23 protein-coding genes are annotated in these 25,737 nt (G+C 72.9%); 11 read left to right on the top strand and 12 right to left on the bottom strand.

Annotation, left to right across the window (positions count from 1 at the left end; translation table 11 throughout):
* Nucleotides 1-36 precede the first annotated feature (36 nt).
* The gene (locus ACFY0F_RS16260) at nucleotides 37-585 is read left to right on the top strand and encodes a MarR family winged helix-turn-helix transcriptional regulator (RefSeq protein ID WP_388793656.1); all 549 of its coding nucleotides are present in this window, start codon (nucleotides 37-39) and stop codon (nucleotides 583-585) included.
* Nucleotides 586-609: 24 nt separating this feature from the next.
* On the opposite strand, the gene ACFY0F_RS16255 is transcribed toward ACFY0F_RS16260, so the two are convergent.
* Entirely contained in the window at nucleotides 610-972 is a 363-nt protein-coding gene (locus tag ACFY0F_RS16255; protein WP_388793654.1) for a nuclear transport factor 2 family protein, read from the bottom strand.
* A 234-nt stretch (nucleotides 973-1,206) separates the two neighbouring features.
* Here ACFY0F_RS16255 and ACFY0F_RS16250 point away from each other — a divergent pair, with 234 nt between their 5' ends.
* The 5 genes from ACFY0F_RS16250 to ACFY0F_RS16230 all read left to right on the top strand — a co-directional run bounded on the left by ACFY0F_RS16250 (nucleotide 1,207) and on the right by ACFY0F_RS16230 (nucleotide 5,138).
* On the top strand, nucleotides 1,207-2,292 hold the full coding sequence (locus ACFY0F_RS16250) for an S-(hydroxymethyl)mycothiol dehydrogenase (RefSeq protein WP_388793652.1): 1,086 nt from the start codon (nucleotides 1,207-1,209) through the stop codon (nucleotides 2,290-2,292).
* On the top strand, nucleotides 2,292-2,921 hold the full coding sequence (locus ACFY0F_RS16245; RefSeq protein WP_388793650.1) for an MBL fold metallo-hydrolase: 630 nt from the start codon (nucleotides 2,292-2,294) through the stop codon (nucleotides 2,919-2,921). Before ACFY0F_RS16250 ends, ACFY0F_RS16245 begins: the two co-directional genes overlap by 1 nt.
* Before the next feature lie 28 nt (nucleotides 2,922-2,949).
* Nucleotides 2,950-3,318: a DUF4180 domain-containing protein gene (locus tag ACFY0F_RS16240; protein WP_388793648.1), complete on the top strand. Its 369-nt coding sequence runs from the start codon at nucleotides 2,950-2,952 to the stop codon at nucleotides 3,316-3,318.
* 75 nt (nucleotides 3,319-3,393) lie between these two features.
* On the top strand, nucleotides 3,394-4,308 hold the full coding sequence (locus tag ACFY0F_RS16235; RefSeq protein WP_388793647.1) for an SDR family oxidoreductase: 915 nt from the start codon (nucleotides 3,394-3,396) through the stop codon (nucleotides 4,306-4,308).
* A 134-nt stretch (nucleotides 4,309-4,442) separates the two neighbouring features.
* Nucleotides 4,443-5,138, top strand: coding sequence for a L,D-transpeptidase family protein (locus ACFY0F_RS16230; protein ID WP_388793645.1), 696 nt, complete (start codon nucleotides 4,443-4,445; stop codon nucleotides 5,136-5,138).
* Nucleotides 5,139-5,141: 3 nt separating this feature from the next.
* Here ACFY0F_RS16230 and ACFY0F_RS16225 read toward each other — a convergent pair whose 3' ends face one another.
* Nucleotides 5,142-6,344 carry a Gfo/Idh/MocA family protein gene (locus ACFY0F_RS16225; protein ID WP_388793643.1) on the bottom strand — a complete coding sequence of 401 codons (1,203 nt, stop codon included), beginning with the start codon at nucleotides 6,342-6,344 and terminating at the stop codon, nucleotides 5,142-5,144.
* Nucleotides 6,345-6,442: 98 nt separating this feature from the next.
* Between ACFY0F_RS16225 and ACFY0F_RS16220 the strand changes: the two genes are divergently transcribed.
* Both ACFY0F_RS16220 and ACFY0F_RS16215 read left to right on the top strand, forming a co-directional pair.
* Nucleotides 6,443-7,621 (top strand): ROK family protein, encoded by a 1,179-nt coding sequence (locus tag ACFY0F_RS16220; RefSeq protein WP_388793642.1) that lies wholly within the window; start codon nucleotides 6,443-6,445, stop codon nucleotides 7,619-7,621.
* A gap of 89 nt (nucleotides 7,622-7,710) precedes the next feature.
* Nucleotides 7,711-7,896, top strand: coding sequence for a hypothetical protein (locus ACFY0F_RS16215; RefSeq protein WP_388793640.1), 186 nt, complete (start codon nucleotides 7,711-7,713; stop codon nucleotides 7,894-7,896).
* Nucleotides 7,897-7,977: 81 nt separating this feature from the next.
* Here the strand turns inward: ACFY0F_RS16215 and ACFY0F_RS16210 are convergent, their stop codons facing one another.
* Nucleotides 7,978-9,354 carry a S1 family peptidase gene (locus tag ACFY0F_RS16210; RefSeq protein ID WP_388793638.1) on the bottom strand — a complete coding sequence of 459 codons (1,377 nt, stop codon included), beginning with the start codon at nucleotides 9,352-9,354 and terminating at the stop codon, nucleotides 7,978-7,980.
* A gap of 203 nt (nucleotides 9,355-9,557) precedes the next feature.
* Between ACFY0F_RS16210 and ACFY0F_RS16205 the strand changes: the two genes are divergently transcribed.
* Nucleotides 9,558-10,733 (top strand): MalY/PatB family protein, encoded by a 1,176-nt coding sequence (locus ACFY0F_RS16205; RefSeq protein WP_388793636.1) that lies wholly within the window; start codon nucleotides 9,558-9,560, stop codon nucleotides 10,731-10,733.
* A gap of 90 nt (nucleotides 10,734-10,823) precedes the next feature.
* Here ACFY0F_RS16205 and ACFY0F_RS16200 read toward each other — a convergent pair whose 3' ends face one another.
* From ACFY0F_RS16200 to ACFY0F_RS16190, 3 genes are all read right to left on the bottom strand, one after another.
* Nucleotides 10,824-13,589, bottom strand: coding sequence for an alpha/beta hydrolase family protein (locus tag ACFY0F_RS16200; RefSeq protein ID WP_388793634.1), 2,766 nt, complete (start codon nucleotides 13,587-13,589; stop codon nucleotides 10,824-10,826).
* A gap of 117 nt (nucleotides 13,590-13,706) precedes the next feature.
* Nucleotides 13,707-14,123, bottom strand: coding sequence for a Zn-ribbon domain-containing OB-fold protein (locus tag ACFY0F_RS16195; protein WP_388793632.1), 417 nt, complete (start codon nucleotides 14,121-14,123; stop codon nucleotides 13,707-13,709).
* 170 nt (nucleotides 14,124-14,293) lie between these two features.
* On the bottom strand, nucleotides 14,294-15,004 hold the full coding sequence (locus ACFY0F_RS16190) for a TetR family transcriptional regulator (protein ID WP_388793630.1): 711 nt from the start codon (nucleotides 15,002-15,004) through the stop codon (nucleotides 14,294-14,296).
* Between the two features lie 125 nt (nucleotides 15,005-15,129).
* Between ACFY0F_RS16190 and ACFY0F_RS16185 the strand changes: the two genes are divergently transcribed.
* Nucleotides 15,130-15,870 carry a peptidoglycan-binding protein gene (locus ACFY0F_RS16185; RefSeq protein WP_388793628.1) on the top strand — a complete coding sequence of 247 codons (741 nt, stop codon included), beginning with the start codon at nucleotides 15,130-15,132 and terminating at the stop codon, nucleotides 15,868-15,870.
* A gap of 74 nt (nucleotides 15,871-15,944) precedes the next feature.
* Nucleotides 15,945-16,427 carry a flavin reductase family protein gene (locus ACFY0F_RS16180; protein ID WP_388793626.1) on the top strand — a complete coding sequence of 161 codons (483 nt, stop codon included), beginning with the start codon at nucleotides 15,945-15,947 and terminating at the stop codon, nucleotides 16,425-16,427.
* A gap of 16 nt (nucleotides 16,428-16,443) precedes the next feature.
* Here ACFY0F_RS16180 and ACFY0F_RS16175 read toward each other — a convergent pair whose 3' ends face one another.
* From ACFY0F_RS16175 to ACFY0F_RS16150, 6 genes are all read right to left on the bottom strand, one after another.
* Nucleotides 16,444-18,813 carry a SpoIIE family protein phosphatase gene (locus ACFY0F_RS16175; RefSeq protein WP_388794077.1) on the bottom strand — a complete coding sequence of 790 codons (2,370 nt, stop codon included), beginning with the start codon at nucleotides 18,811-18,813 and terminating at the stop codon, nucleotides 16,444-16,446.
* 171 nt (nucleotides 18,814-18,984) lie between these two features.
* On the bottom strand, nucleotides 18,985-19,365 hold the full coding sequence (locus tag ACFY0F_RS16170) for a hypothetical protein (protein WP_388793624.1): 381 nt from the start codon (nucleotides 19,363-19,365) through the stop codon (nucleotides 18,985-18,987).
* Nucleotides 19,366-19,764: 399 nt separating this feature from the next.
* Nucleotides 19,765-20,688 (bottom strand): MurR/RpiR family transcriptional regulator, encoded by a 924-nt coding sequence (locus ACFY0F_RS16165; protein ID WP_388793622.1) that lies wholly within the window; start codon nucleotides 20,686-20,688, stop codon nucleotides 19,765-19,767.
* A 92-nt stretch (nucleotides 20,689-20,780) separates the two neighbouring features.
* Nucleotides 20,781-22,502 carry a phospholipid carrier-dependent glycosyltransferase gene (locus ACFY0F_RS16160; RefSeq protein WP_388793620.1) on the bottom strand — a complete coding sequence of 574 codons (1,722 nt, stop codon included), beginning with the start codon at nucleotides 22,500-22,502 and terminating at the stop codon, nucleotides 20,781-20,783.
* A gap of 95 nt (nucleotides 22,503-22,597) precedes the next feature.
* Complete coding sequence (locus ACFY0F_RS16155) at nucleotides 22,598-24,514, bottom strand: phosphatase PAP2 family protein (protein ID WP_388793618.1); 1,917 nt, start codon at nucleotides 24,512-24,514, stop codon at nucleotides 22,598-22,600.
* Between the two features lie 220 nt (nucleotides 24,515-24,734).
* On the bottom strand, nucleotides 24,735-25,643 hold the full coding sequence (locus tag ACFY0F_RS16150) for an N-acetylglucosamine kinase (protein ID WP_388793617.1): 909 nt from the start codon (nucleotides 25,641-25,643) through the stop codon (nucleotides 24,735-24,737).
* Nucleotides 25,644-25,737 lie beyond the last annotated feature (94 nt).

Raw genomic sequence — 25,737 nt, 5'->3', positions numbered from 1 at the left:
AATCATCCACAAGGAAACCACTGCGGGAGGCAGACGATGGAGGACTCGGTCGACCGGCTCGTCGCGGCCTGGGCGCGGGAGACACCCCGGGTGGACCCGGTGAAGGAGGCCGTCGTCGCCCGGCTGACGATCCTGGCGCGGCACACCGCGCAGGTCCGGCGGGACGCGCTGGACTCCGGCGGGCTCGGGCACGGGCAGTACAAGGTGCTGCTGATGCTGCGCAGATCGGGGCCGCCGTACGAGTGCAGCCCGTCCCGGCTGGCCGATCTGCTCGGGCTGACCCGCGGGGCGCTGTCGGCCCGGCTCGGGCCGATCGAGGAGGCCGGGCTGATCACCCGTACGCACGAGACGGGCGACCGGCGGCGGGTGCGGGTGCGGCTCACCGCGGCAGGGCACGCCGCCTTCGAGGCGCAGGCCGGATCCGAGGACGCGGGCGAGAGCGCGCTGCTCGCAGCACTGACCGCACCAGAGCGGCGGACACTGTCCGACCTGCTGCGGAAACTGGTCCTGGCCGCCGAGGCCGACCGCGATGGGCCCGCCCCAGTGCCGCCCGCGCCGAGAAGGTCCAGGTCAGACGCGAGCTGACCTGGACCCTCGCGGTCCTCCTCCCTATTCGTCCCATGCCTGGATCATGATCTGCTCGGTGATCCGGCCGTCGCGCAGCGTGATCATCGACTCTGCGAGGACCCGGACGCCGTCCGCGTACTCGCAGGACTCGGTGAAGGCAGCACGGTCGCCCTGCACGACGCAGCCGTCCAGCCTGTGCGTCATGTCGCGGCTGTAGACGTCGTCGAGCATCTCGGCGATCTGGCCCCGACCGTGCAGCACCTTGGGGTGGCTGGGCTGGGAGTTGCGGTCGACGATGCGGATCTCCGCGTCGTCCGAGTAGAGCGACAGCAAGGTGTTCTTGCCGCCCTCTATCCCTCGACGCAGCGTCTCGGTGCTGAAGGCGGATCCTGACGCGGTGCCCATGGTGATCTCCTTCCAGGGCCCGCGACGCGAGGAGCAGCGGGCCGCGCGGGCCCCTCCCTTCCGAGACTCCTCCGGCCCGACGGCCTCGGCAAGCGCAGTCCGGCCGTCGCTCGGGTGCCCGGAGAAAGATCGGCGGCCTGCGCCGTGCGCGCTGCGGCTACCGAGCGGTCGCACGTAGGGTCACCAGTGCAGGAGCATCACCGAAGCAGGAGCTTCGACGGAAGGAGCCTGACCATGGCGCAGGAAGTACGCGGCGTGATCGCACCCGGCAAGGACCAGCCCGTGCGGATCGAGACGATCGTCGTACCGGACCCGGGGCCGGGCGAAGCCGTGGTGCGGGTTCAGGCCTGCGGCGTCTGTCATACCGACCTGCACTACAAACAGGGCGGCATCAGCGACGACTTCCCCTTCCTGCTGGGGCACGAGGCGGCGGGCGTGGTGGAGTCGGTGGGCGAGGGCGTCACCGACGTCGCGCCGGGCGACTTCGTCGTCCTCAACTGGCGCGCGGTCTGCGGGCATTGCCGGGCGTGTCTGCGGGGGCGGCCCTGGTACTGCTTCGACACCCACAACGCGGGGCAGAAGATGACCCTCACCGACGGCACCGAGCTCTCCCCGGCCCTCGGGATCGGTGCCTTCGCGGAGAAGACGCTGGTCGCGGCCGGGCAGTGCACCAAGGTCGACCCGTCGGTCTCCCCGCAGGTGGCCGGGCTGCTGGGCTGCGGCGTGATGGCCGGCATCGGCGCCGCGATCAACACCGGCGACGTCGGGCGGGGCGACACCGTAGCCGTGATCGGGTGCGGCGGGGTCGGGGGCGCGGCGATCGCCGGATCGTACCTGGCGGGCGCGGCGAAGATCGTCGCGGTGGACATCGACGAACGCAAGCTGGAGACGGCCCGCTCGCTGGGCGCCACCCACACGGTCAACTCCAAGGAGACCGACCCCGTCGAGGCGATCCGCGAGCTGACCGGCGGCTTCGGCGCCGACGTCGTCATCGAGGCGGTCGGCCGCCCGGAGACCTACCGGCAGGCCTTCTACGCCCGCGACCTGGCCGGCACGGTCGTGCTCGTCGGGGTGCCCACACCGGAGATGAAGCTCGAACTGCCCCTGCTGGACGTCTTCGGCCGCGGCGGGGCGCTGAAGTCCTCCTGGTACGGCGACTGCCTGCCGAGCCGGGACTTCCCCCTGCTGATCGACCTGCACCTGCAGGGGCGGCTGCCGCTGGAGAAGTTCGTCACCGAGACCATCCAGCTCGACGAGGTGGAGAAGGCGTTCGAGCGGATGCACCACGGCGACGTGCTGCGCTCGGTGGTGGTGCTGTGATGGCCGCGCGCATCGAACGCCTCGTCACCTCCGGGCAGTTCACCCTCGACGGCGGCACCTGGGACGTCGACAACAACGTGTGGATCGTCGGCGACGACCACGAGGTGATCGTCATCGACGCCGCGCACGACGCCGACGCCATCGCCGAGGCGGTGGGAAACCGCCGGCTGACCGCAATCGTGTGCACCCACGCCCACAACGACCACATCGACGCCGCGCCGGCCCTCGCCGACCGCACCGGCGCCACGATCTGGCTGCACCCCGACGACCTGCCCCTGTGGAAGCTCACCCACCCCGACCGCGACCCCGACGCCCACCTCGCCGACGGTCAGGTCATCGAGGCGGCCGGCGCCGATCTCACCGTGCTGCACACACCCGGTCACGCGCCCGGCGCGGTGTGTCTGTACGACCCCGGACTGGGCACCGTCTTCACCGGTGACACCCTCTTCCAGGGCGGCCCCGGCGCCACCGGCCGCTCCTACTCGCACTTCCCGACCATCATCGACTCCATCCGCGACCGCCTCCTCACCCTCCCCCCGGAGACCAAGGTCCTCACCGGCCACGGTGATCCGACCACCATCGGGGCCGAGGCACCTCACCTGGAGGAGTGGACAAAGCGCGGGCACTGATCCCCAACTCGACCGTACGATCAGGAACATGACCACCAACACGCTCGAAACACTCCACGACGTCCGCGTCCTGCGCTGCGCCGCCGACGGCCCGTCCCTCGACGGCGAGGCCGCGGCGCTCGAGCTGATCGGCGATGCCTACGGGCACGACGCGGAACTCGTCGCGGTGCCGGTCGAGCGGGTCGCGGACGAGTTCTTCCGGCTGCGGTCGGGCGTCGCGGGGGCCGTCGTGCAGAAGTTCGTGAACTACCGGCTGCGGCTCGCCGTCGTCGGGGACATCTCCCCGCACGTCGAGGCGAGCACGGCCCTGCGGGACTTCGTGTACGAGTCGAACCAGGGCGGCCACCTCTGGTTCGTCTCCGGACACGACGCCCTGGAGGACAGACTGCGCCGCTGAAAGGCGACAGAAGGTGTCCGGCTTCCCCGTCACTCTGGACCACGACAGCAGTCGTACGGGTAAGGGAGGCCGGACATGCCGGGTCCGCTGGAAGGCAAGGTCGCACTGGTCGCGGGGGCGACGCGAGGGGCGGGACGCGGGATCGCGGTCGAACTCGGCGCGGCCGGCGCCACGGTGTACGTCACCGGACGCAGCACCCGCGCGCTGCGCTCGGAGTACGACCGCCCCGAGACCATCGAGGACACCGCCGACCTGGTCACCGAGGCCGGCGGCCGGGGCGTCCCGGTACCCGCCGACCACCTGGACCCGGAGCAGGTCCGTGGCCTCGTCGACCGGATCGCCGGTGAACGCGGACGCCTCGACGTCCTGGTGAACGACGTCTGGGGCGCCGAGCACCTCTTCGCCTGGGACACCCCGCTGTGGGAACACGACCTCGACAAGGGGCTGCGCCTGCTCCGCCTCGCCGTCGAGACCCACGCGATCACCAGCCACCACGCGCTGCCGCTGCTGCTGCGGCACCCCGGCGGCCTGGTCGTCGAGGTCACCGACGGCACCGCCGAGTACAACCGCGACACCTACCGGGTGAACTTCTTCTACGACCTGGCCAAGGCCTCCGTGCTGCGCATGGCCTTCGCCCTCGGCCATGAACTCGGCCCGCGCGGAGCCACCGCCGTGGCCCTGACCCCGGGGTGGCTGCGTTCGGAGATCATGCTGGACACCTTCGGGGTACGGGAGGACAACTGGCGCGACGCCCTGCGGCGCGAGCCCCACTTCGCCATCTCCGAGACCCCCCGCTACATCGGCCGAGCCGTCGCCGCCCTGGCCGCCGATCCGGAGGTGTCGCGCTTCAACGGCACCTCCCTCTCCAGCGGAGGGCTCGCCCAGGTGTACGGCTTCACGGACCTGGACGGCAGCCGCCCGGACGCCTGGCGCTATCTGGCGGAGGTACAGGACAGGGGCGGGCCGGCCGACACCACGGGGTACCGCTGATCCGGAGCTCGTCGGTAACGAAGTTCCCTGTTCGGTCACGGCGTGATGGTTCCTACAACCGCCGTCCCCTCCCACGAGTCTCCTTTTCCGGCATCGTGGGCATGGTGACCGCGACTGAAGGGCAGAGGGTTGGCATGGGGGACATACGCAGACGGGGCGCAGTGGCGCTCGGGATAACAGGACTTGTGGCGCCGCTCACACTCGCGCTGGGCACCGCCCCGGCGCAGGCGGCCAGTTGTACGACACAGGCGGGGCCGTACCAGAAGCAGGTGGAGAAGTTCCTCGGCCGCCCGGTCGACGGAAAGCAGTCCTCCGCCGACTGCAAGGCCATCCAGGCGTTCCAGAACAAGCACGGGATCACGCCCGCCGTCGGGTACGCGGGTCCCGTCACCTGGGGCGTGATGGACCTGATGAACAAGCAGAAGGCCGTCGGGAACAACCCCAACAAGGACGGCAAGTGCCCGGTGGACAAGGGCCGCATCGCCTGTGTGAACCTCAGCCTCCAGCTGAGCTGGATCCAGGACGGCGACAAACTGGTCTACGGCCCGGTGCCGGTGCGCACCGGGCGGGACAAGTTCGAGACCCGCACCGGCCTGAAGAAGATCTACTGGCGGGACATCGACCACGTCTCGAGCGTCTACAACGTGCCGATGCCCTACAGCCAGTTCTTCGACGGCGGCCAGGCCTTCCACTCGGTGAACCTCAGCATGTGGAACCCGCCGGGCTCGCACGGCTGCGTCAACATGACGACGAAGGACGCCAAGAAGTACTGGTCGCTGCTGAAGACCGGTGACGACGTCTTCGTCTACGGCCGCAAGCCGGGCACCTGAGTCTCACGCCTCCGGCGCGTCCCCGAGGTCGGGGATCTCCAGCCGCACCCCGCCCTGCCGCGCGGACTCGTGGGCGACGATGCCCGGCAGGGTGTAGCGGGCCGCGACCCACGCGTTCACCGACGGCAGGGTGCGGGTGGCCACGGCGGTCACGAAGTCGTCCACCAGGAAGTGGTGGCTGCCCTCGTGACCGTTGTGCAGGTGGTCGAACTCCCTGGGCAGCCGCGACCGGTCGTGCACGGGCGCCGACCCGGAGGTGAACGCCGCCCGCAGCTCCGGCGCGATGTGCTGGAGCGAGGGGTCGTCCGGGGACATCGTGGGCTTCGGCTCCAGCAGCTCCGTGATGTCCTTGACGCCCTTCTTGTCCTGCCACAGCGCGACCGTGGCGAGCTGTTCCATGCTCGCGTCCGTGCCGAAGAACCGGAACCGCGACTCCCGTATGTGGGAGGGGTAGCCGACCCGCCGGAACTCGTTCGTGCGGAACGAACCGCCGCCCGCCACCTCGAACAGGGCGGTCGCGTTGGAGAAGTCGTTGTCGAACCGGCTGACCTCCTTGTCGAACACACCGTCCCCGCGCTCGTCGACCACGCCGATCGCCGACACGCTCACCGCGTGCGTCCGCCAGGCGCCGAGCACGCCGCCCACCGAGTGCGTCGGGTACAGCAGCGGCGGATAGCTGGCGGTCGACTTCCAGTTCTCGCCGCCGCTGTACTGGTACGCCTCGTAGAACCCGAGATCCATGTCGTGGACGTAGTCGCCCTCGGCGTAGAACAGGCGCCCGAAGGCACCCTCGGCGATTCTGTTGCGGGCGTGCACGGTCGCCGGGTTGTACTGGCTGGTCTCACCCATCATGTAGGTCAGACCGGTCGCCCGGACCGCCTCGACGATCGCCGCGATCTCCTCGGTGGTGATCGCCATGGGCACTGCGCTGTACACGTGCTTCCCGGCCGCCAGCGCCTGCAGGACCAGCGGGCCGTGGGTCCAGCGCTGGGTGAAGATCGCGACCGCGTCCACCGCCTTCGACTCCAGCATGGCCTCGTACGACGGGAAGGTCCCCGCGAGTCCCTGCGCGGCGGCGAGCCGCTCGGCCCGCTCGGGCAGCAGGTCGGTGACGAAGACGTCGCCGACCCCCGGGTGGGCCTGGAAGAGCGTGGCGAACTGACCGGAGAACTGTCCGGCTCCGACGATGCCGAGGGAGAAAGTCATGGGCTTACTTTTGGATCGAAAGAATCACGGTGTCAAGGCCCGGCATCAGGCCACCACTCTCGCACCGGAGCGGCGCCGGGATGGCATGATTACTTCTGATGCAGAAGAATTCCGGGCTCGGGTGGCCCCCTCTGAGCCCCGCTGAGCGCTCCGTGGCGATCGAGGTGCTCCTCCACGGCCCCCTCTCGCGTACCGAACTCGCCCGGCGGCTGAATCTGTCGGCAGGCAGTCTGACCCGGCTGACCAAGCCGCTCATCGGGTCCGGTCTGCTGGTCGAGGTGCCCGACGCAGGCCCCATGGCCCTGGTGCGGCAGGGGCGTCCTTCACAGCCCCTCGATGTCGTCGCCGGCTCCCACGCCTTCCTCGGGTTCAAGGTCACCGGTGACACGGTCTACGGCGTCCGCACCACGCTCCGCAGTGAGGTCACCGCCCGGCTGGACCGCCCGCTCACCGGCCGCGGACCGGAGGAGGTGGCCGGCACGCTGGCCGCCATGACGGCCGAGCTCGGCGCCGCCGCCGGTGCCCCGCTCGCGGGAATCGGCATCGGCGTGGGCGGCCTGGTCCGGGAGCGGGCCGTGGTCGGCGACTCGCCTTACCTGGGCTGGCGTGACGTGCCGCTCGCCGAGCTGGTGGGGGAGCGCACCGGGCTGCCCGTGGTCGTCGAGAACGACGTCGCCGCCCTGGTCGAGGCGGAGACCTGGTTCGGCGCCGGACGCGGACTCGAGCGCTTCGCCGTGCTGACGATCGGGGCCGGCATCGGCTACGGACTCGTACTCGGCGGCAAGCGGGTGCCGCACGCCGGGGAGGACCGCGGCTTCGGGCACCACTGGATCATCCAGCCGCACGGCCCGCTGACGCCGGACGGCGCACGCGGCAGCGCCGTGTCCCTGCTCACGATCCCCAGCATCCGTTACCAGATCCGGGCCGCCACCGGCCGCGACGCGACGTACGGGGAGATCCTCGCCGGCGCCGCCGAGGGGGAGCCGATGGCCGCGCGGGTGATCGACGAGGCGGCGCGGGCGCTGGGCACGCTGATCGCGCAGATCGCCAACTTCGCGATGCCGCAGAAGATCCTGCTGGCCGGGGAGGGCGTCGGGCTGATGGATGTGGCCGGCGCGACGGTCGAGGAGGGCATCCGGGCGGGCCGTCACCCACTGGCCGCTCCGGTCGGCCTGGAGACGAAGATCTCCGACTTCCACGACTGGGCCCGCGGGGCGGCCGTGCTGGCGATCCAGGTGCTGGTCCTCGGCGACTGCCGAAGGGTGAACTCGCCGTAGCTTCCCGCTCTCTTGACGTGATGAGTAACACGGTCCGCAATGTCCGAATTCCAGGTACTTACTCACGGCACCTTCACGCCGATCGGCATATGCTTCACATCATGTCCACCACTGTTGAAGCCGTCTCCGAGCGATCGGCCGCGGAGGTCAACGAGGAGATCCGGGCCCTGTGGCTCCGGTCGGGCGGGACACTGACCACCGAGCAGCGCGAGGAGTACCAGCGGCTCGTTCTGGAGTGGGCCGCCGCCACCCCTCAGCCGGACCCCGCGGCCTGATCCGCCGACCCCGCAGTACCGTCCAGGGCACCCGTGAGCGCACGGGTGCCCTTCCTGTCCTGTCCCGCGTGTCCGGCCGGGTCAGCCCCACGTGGCCCCGTAGTACCTCTGGTACGCCCTGCGGTCCTGTTCCGAACGGAAGTACCGCGTCGCGACCAGGGCGATCAGGCTGCCCGCGATCACCAGCAGGCCGGGGCCGACGTTCCTGGTGTCGGTGAGCCGGGACAGGAAGGTCGTGCCCTCCACGGTACCGGTGACCGGCGCCGACGAGCCGGGGGTGGCCGCGTTGGGCGCCACGGCGCTCTGGGTGGCCGCCCCGGACGGGGCGGGGGAGGCGCCCTGGTTCCCGGCGGCGTTCTGCGTCGACACGATCAGCTGGACGCCCAGCGCCGACATCGCCTTGGTGATCGGCTGGAAGAAGGTCGTGCCGCCCGTGGTGCAGTCGCCACTGCCGCCCGAGGTCACGCCCAGTGCGACGCCGTCCGAGAACAGCGGGCCGCCGCTGTCACCCGGTTCGGCACACACGTTGGTCTGGATCAGCCCGGTGACGGTGCCCTCGGGGTAGTTCACGGTCGCGTTGAGCCCGGTCACCGTCCCGTCGTGCAGCCCGCTGGTGCTGCCGCTGCGGAACACCTTCTGCCCGACCGTGGGATCGGCCGCGCCGGTGATCCGGACGCCGTTGCCGTTGCCGATGGCCACCACGTCCGCCCCGTCCCCGGCCTTCCCGGAGGCGTACTGGATGAGCGAGAAGTCGTTGCCGGGGAAGTTGCTCTGCAGCGTCGTGCCCAGTTGCTGGTTGCCCTGGTTGTCGGCGAACCAGGTGGAACCGGAGGGGCCGCAGTGACCGGCCGTCAGGATGAAGTCGCTCTGCCCGTTGGTGACGTTGAAGCCGGCCGAGCAGCGGCCGGTCGTGGACAGGATCGGCTGTGCCCCGTTGAGGCGGGTGGTGAAGGTGGTCTCGGTGCGTTCCATCCGCACGAAGCCGCCGATGCTCTTCGCCACCTTCGACAGCCGCTTCCAGTCGGCCGCCGACACGGTCTTGTCGGCCTGCACCACCACCTGGTTGGTCTTGTAGTCGACGGACCAGGCCGTGCCCGCCACCCGGGGCGCCGAACGCAGTGCGGCGGTGGCCGACTTCAGCTCGTTCATGCTGTGCGGCACGACCTTGGGCGTGGCCCCCGCCTCCTTCACCACGGTCGCCGCCTTGTCGTCGGTGACCGCGACGACCGGACGCCCGTCGGCGCCGATCCAGCTGCCCGCCGTACGCGAGGTGCCGAGCTTCGCCACCAGGGCGGTGCCGGTCTTCCCGGCCCCGCTCGCCGCGCTGAAGGGCGCGGCGGACGTGCCGGGACTCTCGCTCGCCATGGCCTGGGTGACCATGACGCCTCCCAACAGGAGTCCGCCGACCGCCGCCAGCTGTGTCACCCGCCGGACGACCCGTCGTCGTGCGTGCCTCATCGCATGGCTCCCGAACCCCGAACGCGCGATGCCCCTACAACACCGCGGGGCCCTCCGGTCGTTGAGCGCCCTGCCCTTCATACGTGGCCCGGGGCGCGGGCGTTCACCGCTGCGGTGATCTTCTCGACTTCAGTCGGGTCTGCGCCGGCCGCCCCCGGCCGCGCCCCGTACCAGGTCGCACTCCGGCCCCCTATCTTGGGCCCATGAGCAGCATCCCTCACGACACACCAGGTGAACCGAATCCGCTGCGCGTACTCACCCTCGACCGCCTCCGACGCCGCACCAGCATGAAGTGGCGTACCTATCCGGCGGACGTGCTGCCGATGTGGGTGGCGGAGATGGACGTGCCGCTCGCCCCGGCCGTGATCGGTGCGGTCACCCGGGCGATGGAGCTGGGAGACACCGGCTATCCGGCGGGCAGCGCCTACGCCGAGGCGCTGGTGGCGTTCGCCGCCGAGCGGTGGGGACGGCACGGCCTCGCGGTCGAACGCGCGGCGATCGTGCCCGACGTGATGCTGGGCGTCGTCGAGATGCTCAAGCTGGTCACCGGCCCGGGAGATCCGGTGGTCGTCAACCCGCCGGTGTACCCGCCGTTCTACCAGTTCGTCACCCACATGGACCGGCGCGTGGTCGAGGCGCCGCTCGGGGCGGACCTGCGGATCGACCTCGACGTCCTCGAGGAGGCCTTCCGCAGCGCGGCCGCCGGCGGTGGGCGGGCCGCTTACCTGCTGTGCAGCCCGCACAACCCGACCGGCACCGTGCACACGGCCCGGGAACTGGCCGCCGTTGCCGCGCTCGCCGAGCGGTACGGCGTGCGGGTCGTGGCCGACGAGATCCACGCACCGCTGGTCGCCGCGGGCACCGCCTTCGTGCCGTACCTGGGCGTGCCGGGCGGGGAGCGCGGCCTGTCGCTGATGTCGGCGTCCAAGGGCTGGAACCTGGCCGGCCTGAAGGCCGCGCTGGCCCTCGCCGGACCCGAGGCCGCCACCGACCTCGCCCGGTTGCCCGAGGAAGTGGGGCACGGCCCCAGCCACGTCGGCGCCCTCGCGCACACGGCCGCCCTGCGCGAGGGCACCGGCTGGCTGGACGTCCTGCTGGCCGGCCTCGACGACAACCGGCGTCTGCTCACCCGGCTGCTCGCCGAGCAGCTGCCCGCCGTCCGCTACCGCCCGGCCGAGGCCACCTTTCTGGCCTGGCTGGACTGCCGCGGGCTCGGTCTCGGCGCCGACCCGGCGGAGGTCTTCCTGGAGCGCGGCCGGGTCGCCCTCAGCTCCGGCGTCCCGTTCGGCACCGGCGGAGCCGGTCACGTACGGCTGAACCTGGCGACATCGCCCGAGGTGATCACGGAGGGGGTACGACGGATGGCGGCGGCCCTGTGAGGCCCCCGGCCGTCCGCTGCCCCCTGCTGCGCCCGGCACGCAGACGGGCCGCGGCCGGTACGCCGCGGCCCGCCGGTGTGCGGTGCGCCGTTACGACGCGTCCAGCACCGTGCCGTCCATGACCAGCTCGTCCGACTGGGGCCCGCCCTCGATCTGCTGCAGGCGCACGGACTCCTCGGGTTCGGCGACCCGGTCCGTGACCGTGGGCAGGGTCACGTCGGTGGTCAGCCGGCCCGCCGGGATGTCCACCCACAGGAGGAGGCCGTCCACCTTCGACAGCGGCCGCTCCGGGTCCGGTGACGCGTCGGCGGTGTCCCGCAGCCAGTCCGGTTCGACGTCCTTGCTGGACAGCTCCGCACCGGTGACCGGGACCGCGGCGAACGCCGCCCCCAGATCCGCGTCGGCGGCCTCCGACAGGGAGAACCGCCACTTCAGGGCCTGCCCCTCGGTCACCCGGCCGGCCACCGGGGTCACGGTGATCTTCGGAGCGGGATCGTCGTTGCGGACGGTGACCCCGCCCGCGTAGGAGCCGACGACCGCGCCCTTCACAGCCTTGACGGCGATGTCGTGCGGCACGTCGTCGCCGTACCGGGTGTTCCCCTGGACCTTGACCGTTACGTCGATGTCGTGACCGCCGGGCCGGACCGTCACCAGCCGGTTCTTCGCATGCCCGGTCGCCGGGTCGACGACGTACACGCGCACCTGGCCGCTGCCCTGCCCGGACACCTGCACCGGCACCCGGTAGGTCCGCACGCCCGAGTCGCCCTCGTCGACCGTGGTCCGGCCGATGTCGACCCGCGGCAGCTTCGCCGCCCGCACCGCCGGTGTGCCGGGCCGCCAGCCCCAGGCGTCCATCAGCCAGGCCTGCCCCGAACGGGAACGCGGTGTCAGCCGGAGCGACTTGACATGGCGCAGATCGAGCCCGGCCCGGCCGGCCGCGGCCAGCGGTACGCGCACCTCGCGTGCCCAGTAGGACGCGGTCCGGTCACTGCCCGGCAGCCCGTCCACCCGCACCCGGCCGAGGTTGGCGGTGCGGCCGGAGGTGTCGGTGAGGGCCACGTCCAGCTGCGTCCCGGTGGTGTTCGGCGGGACGACCACGCGCAGTGCCAGCGCCTCGGCGCCGCCGAGGGCGACGGGCCGGGCCGCGCCGATCCGCGCCGCGGACCCGGGCGACGTCCAGCGCAGCGCGACCGCGTGCCGGCCGGCCTCCTTGTCCGGCCCCCAGGTGACGAAGTGCGGGGAGCCGCCCTTCGCGTTCCGGCCCAGGCAGGCGACGGCCGGGTCGGGGTCGACCGCGGAGCACAGCCGGGCGCCGGACACGGACACCTCACCGGCCGGGTCGTCCGGCAGGAACCGTCCTGCGCGGTTCGCGCCGACCGCGTGGGTGAGCACCCGCGCCGGGTCCGCCGACGGGGCCCGCCGGCCCGAACCGTCGAGCAGCTCACGTACCCGGTCGTCCCCGGCGACGAACAGCCGCGCCGCGGCCGCGATGTAGGTGGAGCCCGCCTTGTGCTGCTGGTTCGCGGTCAGCCGGGTGGGCGCCCCCTTCTTGCAGACCGGGTCCGGGTGGTCCGAGTCGTCCCAGAAGTCGTCCTCGGCCGGCGCCTGTGCCTGGCCCGGCGTCCACTCGGTGTTGAAGAAGTTGTGGTTGGCGCCTATCACGTAGACGGCGCTGTGCAGGGCGCTGCCCAGGCTGACGCCCCGGGTGCCGTCGACGTACACCTCGCCCTGCAGGTCGGAGACGTCACCGTCGCAGCCCGGCAGGATCGACACCGACGGCACGTCGGCCACCGGGTTCTGCCCGAAGACGGTGGGGCCGATCAGGACGGTGCCGCTGATGTGCCAGCGCACCGGGCCGTGGTAGCCGTCCTGCGCGGCGGGCGGCGGGTAGAGACTGTCCAGCGCCGCCCGGTTCACGCCCTCGCCGCCCCGGGAGTGCCCGACCAGCAGGACACGGGACAGGTCGGCGCGAGGCGCGCTGCGGACCACCGCCGGGGCGGTGCCCGGGTGTTCGGCCCAGTCGGCCCACCGGGCCAGGTGCAGCCGCACCAGCGACGAGCGGGCCTGTGCCCCGCCGTCCTCGGCGGCGTCGTCCTGGGCGTTGATGCCGTTGGCGGAGATCGACACCGTCACATAGCCCTGCGAGGCCAGCAGTCTCTGGTCACTGAGGTAGCCGCGGTCGCTCGGCACCGGCTTGCTGCCCGTCTTGCAGGGCCAGTCGCCGGTGATCTCGCCGTGCGCGGTGTAGCAGGTGTAGTGACGTCCGTGCAGGAAGAGCGCCAGCGGTCTGCGCCCGGTCGCCCCGGTCGGCGCCACCACCACGCCCTTCATCTCGACGGGCTCCGAAAACCCGGGCAGCCGCACCGACTTGAGTGTGTACTCACCGGTCACCGTCCGGTACGAGCCCGGTTTGCCCGGGTCCACACGACCCGCGGGCAGCGGGGCCGGAGGCCGGGCGGCAGCGGTGCGGCCCTGCGGGGCGGTGGCCGCCCCGGCGTCCAGCCGGCGCCCGCCCGCCCACACTTCGAGCCTCTTCAGCTCGTCCGCCCGCACACCGTCGAGGCCGAGGCGGAAGCTGTGCCCGTCCTTCCCCGGCGCCGGAACGCCCAGGGACCGTCCCGCCGCACGGAACTCCACCCGCGCATCGCCCATGGGCACCCGCGAGGCCGACCGCCACACCAACTGCGGCGCCGAGCGCGCACCGTCGATGTGCCAGCCCGGGGGCAGGCCCTCGCCCGCCTCGGCGGTGGACAGCCCCCTGTCGGCCTGCTGCTTCGCCTGCGCCAGCCCTGGAGATCCTCCCGCCACCGCGAGTAACACGGCGGCGGTGACCCATATTCGCCGGGCACGGACCACAGTTCCCCTCCTTGAACGTCCGGTCGGGGCTGTCCGGACGTCCCGGAACCCCGTGTCCGGGAGGACGGGAGGAGGGGGCTGTGGGTTGCCTGTGCGGCGGGAGAGAACGGCGGGGCGTCAGCTCCAGGCGCGGTAGGGCTCGTCGAGCAGCTGGAAGACCGGCTCGCCCCGCACCGGGTCCTTCGCCGTGGACAGCCGCACCCGGTCACCGCTGTGGATGCCGATGGGATGCCCCATCACCCGGCCGCGGACGACGAAGCCCTCCGCCATCTCGACGAGCGACACGTTGCGCGCGGCGGGCGTGTTGCGGTGCACCACGGTCGAGTGGCGCACCGTGCCCACGCCCTCGCTGCGCTCGGTGCGCAGGTCGCTGCCCTGGCACACGGGGCACAGCAGCCGGTGGTACGTGGCGGTGCCGCACCAGTTGCACCGCTGGAAGACGAGGGCGTCCTTGGGGTCCGCGGTCCGGGTGTCGAGGATGCCCGTCGCGGAGCCGGCCGCCGGAGAGACGGCGCTTGCTGACTGGTGGTACACGCTGGTAACTCCCTGCGCTCGGCCGGAAACCGCGTGCCCGGCGCAGCCGCGCACACGGGTGCGCGGTTCACCGTGCCACCGTGCACGGCGACAGAGTATGGCACTCAGTGCCACTCGTAAAGGCACTCGGTACCCTGAACTTTGGCCGGCCGGCCACGCGAGCCGGCGGATCAGCCCCGGCCCAGCGCGGACTCCAGCTCCTGCACCACCCGCCACAGCGGCGCCCCGCGCCGGGACACCAGCACGACCACGTCCTCGGGCCGCTGCCCCTCGGGCGCCACCACGGAGGGCCGGCCGAACGCGGACTGCACGTACCCCAGCGCACGGTCCACCGTCACGCTCGCGTCCCCCTCGCCGCCCGAACGCAGCCAGGAACGCAGCGCGTTGTTGTGCGCCGCGACCACCGCGGCGGCGATCACATCGGCCCGCAGCGTCCCGTCGGGCCGGCCGGCGAAACGGCCGCGCAGATAGTCGGCGAGAGCCCGCTCGTAACGCCACACCACAGACAGCTCGTACGCACGCAGTCCCGGCACCTTCTTGGTGAGGCGGTAACGCTGCACCGAGAAGGTGGGGTTCTCCGCGTACATCCGCAGCACCAGCCGGGCCGCGTCGCAGACCCGTCCGACCGGCTCGTGCTCCTCGCCGCTCGCGGCCAGGAAGGCGGTCATGTCGGCCAGACAGCGCTCGTGGTCGGGGAAGACCACGTCCTCCTTGGAGGGGAAGTAACGGAAGAACGAGCGCCGGCCGACCCCGGCGAGCGCCACGATGTCGTCCACGGTGGTCTGTTCGTAGCCGCGGTCCAGGAACAGCCGGAAGGCCGCCGCGACCAGGGCGTCCCGCATGGGCGGCTTCGCGGCGGGCGCCGCGCTGCTCGAGCTCATGGACGTGAACGTAGCACCCGTCCGGACGCCGTGGCACTCAGTGCGGCCCATGGGGAACCGAGTGCTCTCTGAACCCCTGAGCGCGCGCCTGCGTATCTCTGCTCGGGGACGGAAGGAGAGCGCCCGTGTCGACACCACCCGAGCAGGACCGACCGCACCGCGGTCCGGTCCTCGAACCCATCCGTGTGCTGCGCCCACGCCGCCTCGACACGCTCGCCGAGCTGATGCGGGAGATGGAGCAGGACGCCGCCCGCCCGCAGCCGCCCGCGGACCGGACCGCCCCGGAGCCCTGGAACGGCCCCTCGGCCGCACACGCCTCCGCGGGACCGCCCGCCGAGGACGACACCGAGGAACTGCCGCCCGTCTCCGCCTTCCCTCCCGGCCCTTCGCCCGCCGCGCCCGGCACCGGCCGGTTCGGCTTCGGCCCCGGGCTGCGCCGCGCCGCCGTCGCGGTCGCCGTCACCGCGGCCTCGCTGGTCGGCTTCGGCTGCGCCCTGCTGCTGCCCGGCCGCCAGGAGACCGCCTCGGCCGCGCAGCCCGAACGACCGGCCACCAGCGCCCCCGCCACACCGGCCGCTCCTACCACGCCGGCCGCCACCGGCCCCACCACCGCCACCGACCCGGACGGCGCGGGAACCCTGCGCCAGGGGGACAGCGGCCCCGAGGTCGCCGAACTGCAGCAGCGTCTGCTGCGCATCCCCGACGTCTACCGCGACGGCTCCACCAGCGGCCGGTACGACGCCACGCTCACCGCGGCGGTCGCCCGCTTCCAGGTCTGGTACGGCATCAGCGGCGACGAGAGGGGCGTCTACGGCGACGACACACGCCGCTCCCTGGAGTCCCGTACCAGCCTCACCACCGGGTGAGACGGCGGCGTCCCGGGGCACCCTAGGGGGGAGCCGTCGCCGAGGACGGTCGAGGACGAGGAGGTGGGGCCGGCATGGCCGACCCGGACGTGTTCATGCACCGGCTGAACCCCGACATGTGCGTGGTCACGGCCTCGGTGGGCGACGAACGCTCGGGCTGCCTGGTCGGGTTCGCCTCCCAGTGCTCTCTCAAGCCCGTGCGCTTCATGGTGTGGCTGTCCAAGGTCAACCACACCTACCGGGTGGCCCGGAACGCCGACTGTCTCGCCGTCCACCTGCTGACCCGGGAGCAGTACGAGACGGCGGCGCTCTTCGGCGGGGAGACCGGCGACCGGGTCGACAAGTTCGCCGATGTGCCGTGGACCCGGGGCCACGGCGGGGCCGTCGTCCTCGAGGACGCGGCGGCCTGGTTCGTCGGCACCGTGCTGGAGCGCGTCGACGGCGGCGACCACGTGGGCTTCCTCCTCGACCCCGTGCAGTGGGGAGAACGGCGCGCGGGGCCGCTGCTGCGGCTGGGCGACGCCCTCACCATCGACCCCGGCCACCCGGCGGACTGACCCGGCCGGATCCGTCTCACGCCGTCTCGGGCGGCACCCGTATGTCCAGTACGCACACGTCGTCGCGCCGCTCGCCCTGAAGCATCGCGGCGAGCAGGGCCTCCAGGGCGCCCGGCTCGTCGGTCGGGTGGGCGAGGACGGCCGCGGCCAGGCGGGTGAGGCCCGCGTCAAGGCCCTCGCCGGGCCGTTCGACCAGGCCGTCGGTGTAGAGCAACAGCCGGTCTCCGGGCTCCAGACGGAATTCGGCGGCCTGGTAGACCGGCGACGCGGTCGCTCCGAGCAGCATGCCGGCCGGCCGGTCGAGGAAGCGGGCCTCGCCCCCGCGCAGCAGCAGCGGCGGCAGGTGTCCCGCCTGGGCCCAGGACAGCCGGCGACCCTCGCGCTCGTAGCGGGCGAGCACCATGGTCGCGGTGCCGTGACTGTCCCTGGAGTGCAGCAGCAGCGTGTTCAGCCGGGCCAGCGCGCCGGTCAGCGAGGAACCCGTGCTGACCATGCCCTTCGCGGTGAAGCGGAGCTGGGCCATGGTGGCGACGGCGCCGATGCCGTGCCCCGCCACGTCGCCGACCACGAACAGGGCGTTGTGGTCGGGCAGTTCGATGGCGCTGAACCAGTCTCCGCTGACATGGATCTCCGACTGGGCCGGCACGTAGGACACGTCGACCCGCAGCCCTGCCAGCTCGACCGGCTTGCTCGGCAGCGGCAGCAGCGCGTGCTGCAGCCGGGCTGCCATCGCCCGCTCCGCCTGCAGGATGCCGCGCTGCATCAGTACCGCCCGCTCGCTCTCCACCAGCGCCAGTTCGGCGCTGCGCTGCGCGGTGAGGTCCTGGACGAAGCCGTGCACCTCGACGGGCGTGCCGTCCTGGTCCGCCACCGCCTCCGCGACCACCCGCAGGTGCCGGACCCCGTTGCCGGTCGGGATCCGGAACGGCACGTCGAACGACCGCCCGGCGCGGACGAGTTCGGTGACGGCACGGGAGAGGACCGGAGCGTCCTCGGGCAGCACCAGATCAGGCAGGCGTTCCAGGGGGACGGGACCACGCACGGGGTCCCGGCCGAGGATGGCGTACACCTGGACCGACCACGAGGCCTCGTACGTGACCAGGTTCCAGTTGGCCCAGCCGAGGTTGCCGAGTCGCTGCACGTCCGCCAGCCGCTGTTCCTGCCGCTCGGCGGGGTCGTGCCGGATCCAGCTGACGATCAGCCCGTCACCCAGCCGCGCCGCCCGCACCGAGTACGTGGCGACCCGCGGCAGTCCGGCCACCACCTCGTGGTAGGCGAACGGCTCGCCCTCGTACGGTTCCCCGGTCGTGAGCGCGGCCAGGTACCCGTGCCACAGGGGTTCGCCCGCCACGGACGGATAGCACTCCAGGATGCGCAGGCCGATCAGCTCGCGTCCGGTGCGGCCCAGGACGTCGATCGAGTCCGGGGTCGCGGCGTCGATGCGGTAGTCCTCCACCTCGCCCGACGCGGAGCGCAGCGGGGTGAGCAGGACGGCCGTGCCCGGGAGCACGTCGAACACGGTCTGCACGGCCTCGGCGGCGCTCGCGGTGGGGCTCTCCTGCGGTGTCTCGAAGGCGCGCAGCCGGCCGGCGCAGAGCCGGGCGACGGCCAGCAGGAGCTCCCGGGTACGGGGCGCGAACGGTTCACCGCTCCCGCGCAGCACGCCGAGCGCCACGTCGGCGGTCTCCCCGGTCGTCACCGGCAGCCAGGCGCGCGACCGCCACCGCTCGGGCGGATCCCCTATCAGCAGGTACCGCGACCGGTCCGAGGGCAGATCCTCCAGCCAGCACGGTTCATGGCTGCGCAGGACGTCCAGCGGGGCGACTCCGGCGAGCGGGGGCACCCGGTGCCACTGCGCGGCCAGCGTGGGGCCCACACCGGCGTGCCCGATGAGTTCGAGGCCGCCCTCGGGCAGGCGTCTGAAGAGCAGGACGGCGTCGGCCCCCACCTCCGGCCTGAGGCGCTCCAGCAGGCATAGGGCGAGCTCCTGCGGTGAGCCGACCCGCACCAGGGCACGGCCGATCCGCGCCAGCACCTCGGAGTGGTCGTCGGGCCCGGCGGCCTGCAGGGCGGCGCCGGTCCGGACGGGGGACTCGGCGACCGCGCGGAACACCGGGCCCGCGCCGCCGCCGGCACCCGCGTCGCCGCCACCGCCGCCACCGTCGGCCGTGGCCGCCGGGGGCGCCGGGTCGAGGTCCTCCAGCGGCGGCATCAGGGCGCCCAGGGTCAGCCAGCACTCCTCGATGAGCGTGCGGCCCCCCGCCTTGGCGCGGTGGAGGAGCTCCTCGTGCGCGCTGTCCGGTGAGCATCCGGTGAGCGCCATCAGGGCGCCCTTGGCCCGCTCCACGACGGCCGACGTCGCCGCCAGGTCCTGGAGCCGGTCCATCTCCGCGCGTTGTCTCGCCACCACCTTGGCCAGCGCCGCCAGGTCGGGGACGCCGCCGGTCTGCGGGGTGGGCGCGGGCTCGCTCGTCACGCGAACGAGCATGGCACATCAGGGCCGCTCCGATCACACCCTGCGGCCCACGGAGCCCCCCGGCCGTGGACCCGGGCGGGCTCAGCGGCCCGTACTGTGCCCGACCAGGGCCTCGGTGACCGCCCGGACGCTGCGGGCGATGTGCTGCAGCTGGAGCACCTCGGCCGCGTACATCTTGATCGTGTGCTCGATGACCGACTCGGGCAGGCCGAGCACGGGCAGTTCGGCGCGCGCGGTCTGCAGCGCGGTGCGGGCCACCCGGATCTCCTGCTGCACCTGTATCTGGGCGTGCCGGGCGAGCAGCACCGGGTGGCGGATCAGCGCCGGGTAGCTGGCGTAGCGGGCCGGGATCAGGTCGCGCAGCCATCTGGCCGCCGAGCGCTCCCAGTCGTAGGAGCCGGGCGTCTTGACCTGACAGGGCCAGTCGGGACGGGTGCGCGTGGTCGTGAGGGGCATGGTCATCGCTTCCGGGTGTGCGGCGTCGTGCGGGGTGGTCCGACGGGATGTGGCGGCCCCGGCCTAGGGGATGACCGGGGCCGCCAGGGGCGCTCGCGCAGGCGACGCCCGATCGAACACTCCCGGCGCCGACGCGGGTAGGGGACGGCGGCTGGGGGTGTCCGTGCAGGGGCCCGGGGAAGGCGGTCGCCGGCGCGGCGTGCGGGCTTGCGTGCGCATGGGCGGGTCCGTCGGCTTTCTCGGGCGCTTGCCAGGGGTGAGTCCTTGGGGACGGTCCGTACCCGGAGTTGGCCGGGTGCGGTCCGTGAGCAGTATTTATATATGCCGTCGGCTTTGCAAGACGTATGAAAACATTCATGCGCGATATGCGCACATGATCCCCCCGTGCCCCGAATGGGGATTTCCTCAGTCCTTGAGGAAGAACTGATGCTGCTCGGCGATCTGCTCGTACTCCTCCAGCCGCGCCTGGGTGCGTTCCGGGTCGGCGTCGGTCATCGCCTGCAGCAGCGCGGCGGCCATCAGGCCGGGAGCGGCGTAGGAGTCGAACACCAGCCGGGAGCCGGTGCCGGTGGTGAAGGTGACGTCGGCCTCGTCCGCCAGCGGGCCGAGCGCCAGATCGGTGACCAGGGCGACCTTCAGGCCCGCGCCGCGAGCGACCCGGACCGCGTTGAGCGTCTCCTGCGCGTGCCGGGGCATGCCGAAGGCCAGCACCCAGGTACCGCCCGCCTCGCGGGACTGCAGCAACGCGTCGTAGGCCACGCTGCCGCCCCGGGTCACCAGCCGTACGTCGGGGTGGATACGGCGGGCGGCGTAGGCGAAGTACTCGGCCAGGGAGACGGAGATGCGCAGGCCCAGCACGGTCAGCGGGGCGGACCGGGACAGCTCGCGGCCGATCCGGATCACCCGGGCGGGGTCGGCCAGGTCCCGCCGGAGGTTCTCCAGGTTCTGGATCTCGGCGTCCACGGCCGCCTGGAGCTCGTTGCTGCGGTTCTCCTCGGCCGCCGCGGGGCCGCCGGCCAGCGTGCCGAGCGCGATCGACTGGAGCCTCTCCCGCAGCGCCGGGTAACCGCTGAAGCCGACCGCGGCGGCGAACCTCGTCACGGACGGCTGGCTCACGCCGACCCGGTCGGCGAGGTCCGTGATCGACAGGAACGCGGCCTCGGTGATGTTCTCGATGAGGTACTGGGCGATCCGGCGCTGCCCGGGCGACAGCCGGGGCCCGTCGAAGAGCTCACGGAGCCGGGAGGTCGGTGACGCCTCGGCCTCCGGTACGGCCCTGCCCGAGGTGATCGCGGATGCCTGCGCGCGTGCCTGCTGGGGCGATGGCACCGGTGCGCCTCCTTTGTCTCCCACGATGTCTCAACATAGCCGACGGGCCGTTACGACCAGGGGTTGTGGCACCGACGGGAGGCCCGCCGGGCTCACCGCCGGTAGATGGTGATCGAATGCCCCACGTCGTCGATCGCACGGCTGCCGCGGATCAGTTGCGCCAGCTTCCCCCGCGCCTTGGCCACGGACGAGTCGGACACCACGAGCACCCCGTGCACCTCGTCCGGCGGCACCCGGCGTGGATCGGCCGCGTGGATGCCGTAGTACGAGGGCGGAGCGGCCCCCTTGTACACGAGCCAGACCCGCTCCCCCCGGTACCGGTCCCGCAGCCGGTCGGCGAGCCGGCCGAGGTCCTGTCCCCAGTCCACGTTGGAGTCGTGCAGCCGCAGGTGCGTCTTCGCCGGCCCGCCGAACGCCTCGTTGGAGTACGGCAGGTAGTAGGGGAAGGCACGCACGGAACTGACGGCGACGAACAACACCAGCGCCCCCGCCGCCAGAGCTGCCCACCGTCGGCGCACCAGGAGCAGGGAACCCGCCCCGACCGCCAGGAACATCGGCACGAACACGGCGTACCGGGTGCCGAAGTCCCGTGAGCCGGTCATCGCCGCAGCGAGCAGGACGGCGGGCGGCACCAGGATGTACGGCGCGGCGGGCCGCGGCCTCCGCATCCGTACGACGGCCACCGCACCGGCCGCCCACAGCGCCAGCATGCCGAGCGGGGTCTTCACCAGCAGGGCGGCCGGGAGGTAGTACCAGAGCGAGCCGGTGTAGAGCCGCCCGAACAGGTAGCCCTGCCACGGGTAGTCCTCCATGGAGAACTGCATCAGCATCCCGGCCCGGTACGCGTGCGGGAACGGCAGCAGGTCCGTGAGGCGCCCGCGCAGCCCGTGGACGACCGGCACGGGACCGGCGGGTGCGAAGCGCAGCCGGGGGTCGACGGCCAGGTAGGCCGCCCAGACGACGGCGAGCGCCACCAGCGCCACGACGGCCGCCGCGATCAGCGTCCGCGCCACGGCCGTACGGCGGGCGGCCCGCTCCCGCGGGTACACCGACACGGCGGCCAGCAGCATCAGCACCGGTACCGCGGGCAGGGCACTCATCTTGGTCGCCAGAGCCGCTCCGAGCGCCGCCCCCGCGAGCGGCAGGTACAGCCTGGGGCGGCGGCGGGCCCGCCACACCAGCCAGGCCGACGTCAGCACGAACCCGGCGGCCGGTACGTCGAGGGTGGCCAGCGAACCGTGCGCGATCACATCGGGGCAGAAGGCGTACAGCGCCAGCGCCGCCAGGCCGCCCGCCCGGCCGGCGACCTCCCGCGCGAAGGCGTGGACGACCAGCCCGAACAGCAGCGTCAGCGCGATCACCGGCAGCCGTGCCCACAGCATCAGCCGCCACGGGTCGTTGCCGGACTCGTAGAGCAGATGGCGGCCCACCTCGCCCTGGTCGCCGTGGAACGAGGCGTCGTAGTGCGGGTCGGCGACCGCGACCCCCGCCATGATGACCAGTTTGCCGAGCGGCGGGTGCTCGGCGTTGTAGCGGACGCGGTGCTCGCGCAGGTAGTCGGTGGCCGTGGCCACGTACACCGGCTCGTCGATCGTCGGCGTCTGCCGCACGGCCGTCGTCACCATCGCCACGGCCATCTGCGTCAGCAGCAGTGCCACCAGCAGCGGCACCAGCCACCGCCGGCGGCGGCGCAGCCAGGCGTACAGGCGTGCCCGGGCGGGCAGTGCCGCCCGCGGCGCCGGACCGCCGGAGCCGGGGGCCCGGAGTGCCTCGGGAGCCTCGGATGCGAGGACCGAGTGCTGTTCGCGCGTCATCGTCCGCCCTGCGGTGTCCCGCGCCGGTCGGTGGCGGCGGCGATCGGAAGGCCGCTCACGGCCCTACTCTCGCATCGCCCCCGCCACCGGGCACGTCACCGCCTCACGAGTCGTACCGACAGACCGTCTGCCGTACAGACCGGTACGGCGCGCAGCCGGTCGGAGTTCACCTCGACGCGGTCGAACTGTCCGCTCAGCCGGGCTGCGTCGATCACCGGCACCGTGCTGCCCTCGGCGGGCGGCCGCTCGGCGTCCAGCCGCAGCGACAGCACGCTGCCCCGGCCGAGCACCGCGCGCCGCCGCACCACCAGCGGCGCCTTGCCGCTCGCGCGCAGGGTGACCGCCAGGGTGCCGGAGTCCTGGCCGTACACCCCGTGCACCCGCACCTGCTCGTCCACCCGCAGCGTGCCGTCGGCGACCCGCACGTCACCGTGCCCGAGGGCGTCCTCCGAGCCCGCGACCAGCGTGCCCGCCGCCAGCACGGTCCCGCCGGTGTACCGGTTGCGGCCGGTGAGGGTGAGCGTGCCGCTGCCCCGCTTGGTCAGGCCGCCGCGCCCGTCGATGTCGTTGCGCCAGCTGTCGGCGGCCGAGAAGCCCCCGGCGGCCGCGTCGAGGGTCACGGTGACGTGGGAGTCGAAGGCGCCGTAGCCGTCCGCCGCGGCGAACAGGTTCAGCCGGCCCCACTGCTCGAAGCCGTCGAGCAGCACGTACCCGGCGGGCAGCCCGGTGGTGCGCAGCACCTCACGCCGCTGCGCCGCGTCGAGGTACGGCAGCCGCGTCTCCAGCAGCACCTCCGCGCCCTTGGGCACGGTCAGCGGTGCGCTGTGGCCGCGCCGGTCGAGGACGTACGTCAGCCGTGGCGTGACCGCGCGGGCGTTGGCGGCCCGGTCGGCGTAGGGGTCGGTGTCGGGGCCGGCCGCGTGCGCGTAGGCGTACAGGGTGTCGGCGTCCGTCCCGGTCCGCTGCTCGAAGTACGTCAGCGCCTGGGCCCGGGCGGCCTGCTTGAGGGCGGCGTTGGCCGGGTCCGCGAGGGTCGCCGCGGCCAGCGCGGTGGCCATGATCCGGCCGCCGATGACGTCGACCGTGGAGTGCATGCCCGCCATGATCCGGGTGTGGCTGAGCTCGAAGGCGCGGGTCACCAGCTCCTGGAAGCGCTCGGGGACCGCGTACGCCAGCGCGAGGCCCGCCAGGTGGAAGGCGTTGGTGTGGCCGCTGGGGAAGCCGCCGTCGTCGGTGGGGGAGGTGCTGCGCTGGCGCAGCAGCTGCGGGGCGACGACCACCTTCGAGTCGTACACGGGGTAGCCGAACGCGTCCGTCTTCCCGGTGTCGACGACCTCGCTGTGCTCGTTCATGCGCCAGGGGCGCGGGTACTGGAAGGCGTACTTGGCGGGGTTGCCGGAGGCGTAGGGGCCGCGCACGGTGTCGACCAGCTCCGCCACCTTGCCCAGCGCGGAGTCGTGGGAGCCCGCGCCGAGCGCCGAGCCGGCCGGGGCGTCGGCGGGCACGGCGTCGTCGACCTTGGCCGGCGGGGTGCCGTCGGGGGCGGCGGTGATCGAGGTGACCGCCTTGGCACCCGCCTTGTACAGGTCGGCGAGCGGACCGAGGCCCGCGATCATCGCGTAGCTCTGGTGCTGCCGGTCGTAGAGGAACGCCGTCTTCGCCTCGGCGTCCGTGCGCGCGGCCGTGATCCGGGCGCAGTAGCGCATGTTGGCGCGCAGCACCTCGGGCATCAGCGGGGTGCCGGTGTTCCAGGCGCCGCCGGTCTTCCACATCTGGGCGAACCCGCCGAGGATCCGGACCACCGCGTTGGTCTCGGGGGTCAGGTTCGCCGGGACGTTGGTCCGGTAGTCGTCGACGAACGCGGCCGGCGCGGTGGCGGCCTTGGCGTCGGCGGCGGCCAGCCAGCCGGCGAAGGTGGGCGCGGCGAGCAGCGCGGCCGAGCCGCCCAGGGAGGTTCTGAGGAAACCCCTCCGGTTCAGGGTGGCGGAGGGGTGCCCTGCGGATGACGGCATGGATGTGCCTCTCTTCAGTTCTTCGGCGGTGTGGCCGGGGGAGGTCGTGCGATCTTGCCTGATTCGAGGGGGACTTGCGTGACCCATGGGTCAGGAGGTGCCTACTACGAACGAAGATCTACGGCCGGGTCGTGTCCCGTCGGCGAGGGCCCGGCGGCCGGGGCGTGGCCCGCGGGTGAACGCGGGCTCATGGCCTTCGGGGCTCAGTACCGCCCGCCGCTCACAGCAGCGACCGTGCCAGTGCCACCGCGCCGTCGACCGGAGGCTGCCGCAGCGGCCTGGCCCGAGCCGCCGGCACGGTTTCGGCGAGGGAGGCGGTGAAGGCGTCGAAGAGCGCGGGCTGGGACAGCACGGTGCCGCCCGCGACCACCACGTCGTCGACGGCGGCCCCGCGTGCGGCGAGGCGGGCGACGAGCGCGGCCAAGGACCGGCCGGCCTCGGCGATCACGGTACGGGCGAGCGTCGAACCCGCCTCGGCGGCCGTGAAGACGACGGGAGCGTGCCGGCCCCACTCGGCGGAGACGTCGGTGGCGCTCTCCAGGGCCGCGCCGAGCGCCGGCACCTCCGGCACACCGAGCGAGGCCACGAGACCGAGCGCCAGCTCGTCGGGTTCCTCGCCCCGGTCGTGCGCCGCCCACACGGCGCGGGCCGCCTCGCGGACGAGTCCGGCGGCGCCGCCCTCGTCACCGAGTACGGCCCCCCAGCCGCCCACCTGGACCGGGGTGCCGTCGGGCAGCCGCCCCACGGCGACGGAGCCGGTGCCGGCGACCAGGCCGACGCCCTTGTCCAGTCCCGCGGCGGGAACCAGGAGTTCCGCGTCGCCCACCACCAGTGCCGGCACGCCGAGGGCACTCTCCAGCGTGGCGCGTATCCGCGCGCACTGGGGTGGTGTCTCACAGGCGTGCGCGCCCACGGCCAGGGCGGCGGGACGCGCGTCGGCCGGGAGGGTCTCGCGGAGCAGGCCGACGAGCCAGTCGGCCGCGGCCACGGTGTCGTGGGGCCGCCACCCGCTGCTCGGGCGGACGTGGTCGACGACGCGGTGGTCGCCCGCAAGAGCGCGGAGGTGGGTCTTGGTGCCGCCCACATCGATGCCGAGCACGAGCGAGCTGGCGGAGGGGGAGTCCTGCACGGATCCTCTTTCGTCGGTGCGCAGTGCTGCGACGGCGGGCGAACCGTGCCGGAAAGACGGGCAGTCGAGAACTCGGGAAGCCCCGGGACGGACT

The organism is Streptomyces sp. NPDC001544, from assembly GCF_042894285.1.
In the GTDB taxonomy this organism is placed as follows: Bacteria; Actinomycetota; Actinomycetes; order Streptomycetales; family Streptomycetaceae; genus Streptomyces.
The sequence above is the reverse complement of the archived record's forward strand: the minus strand, read 5'-3'. Positions and strand labels throughout refer to the sequence as shown.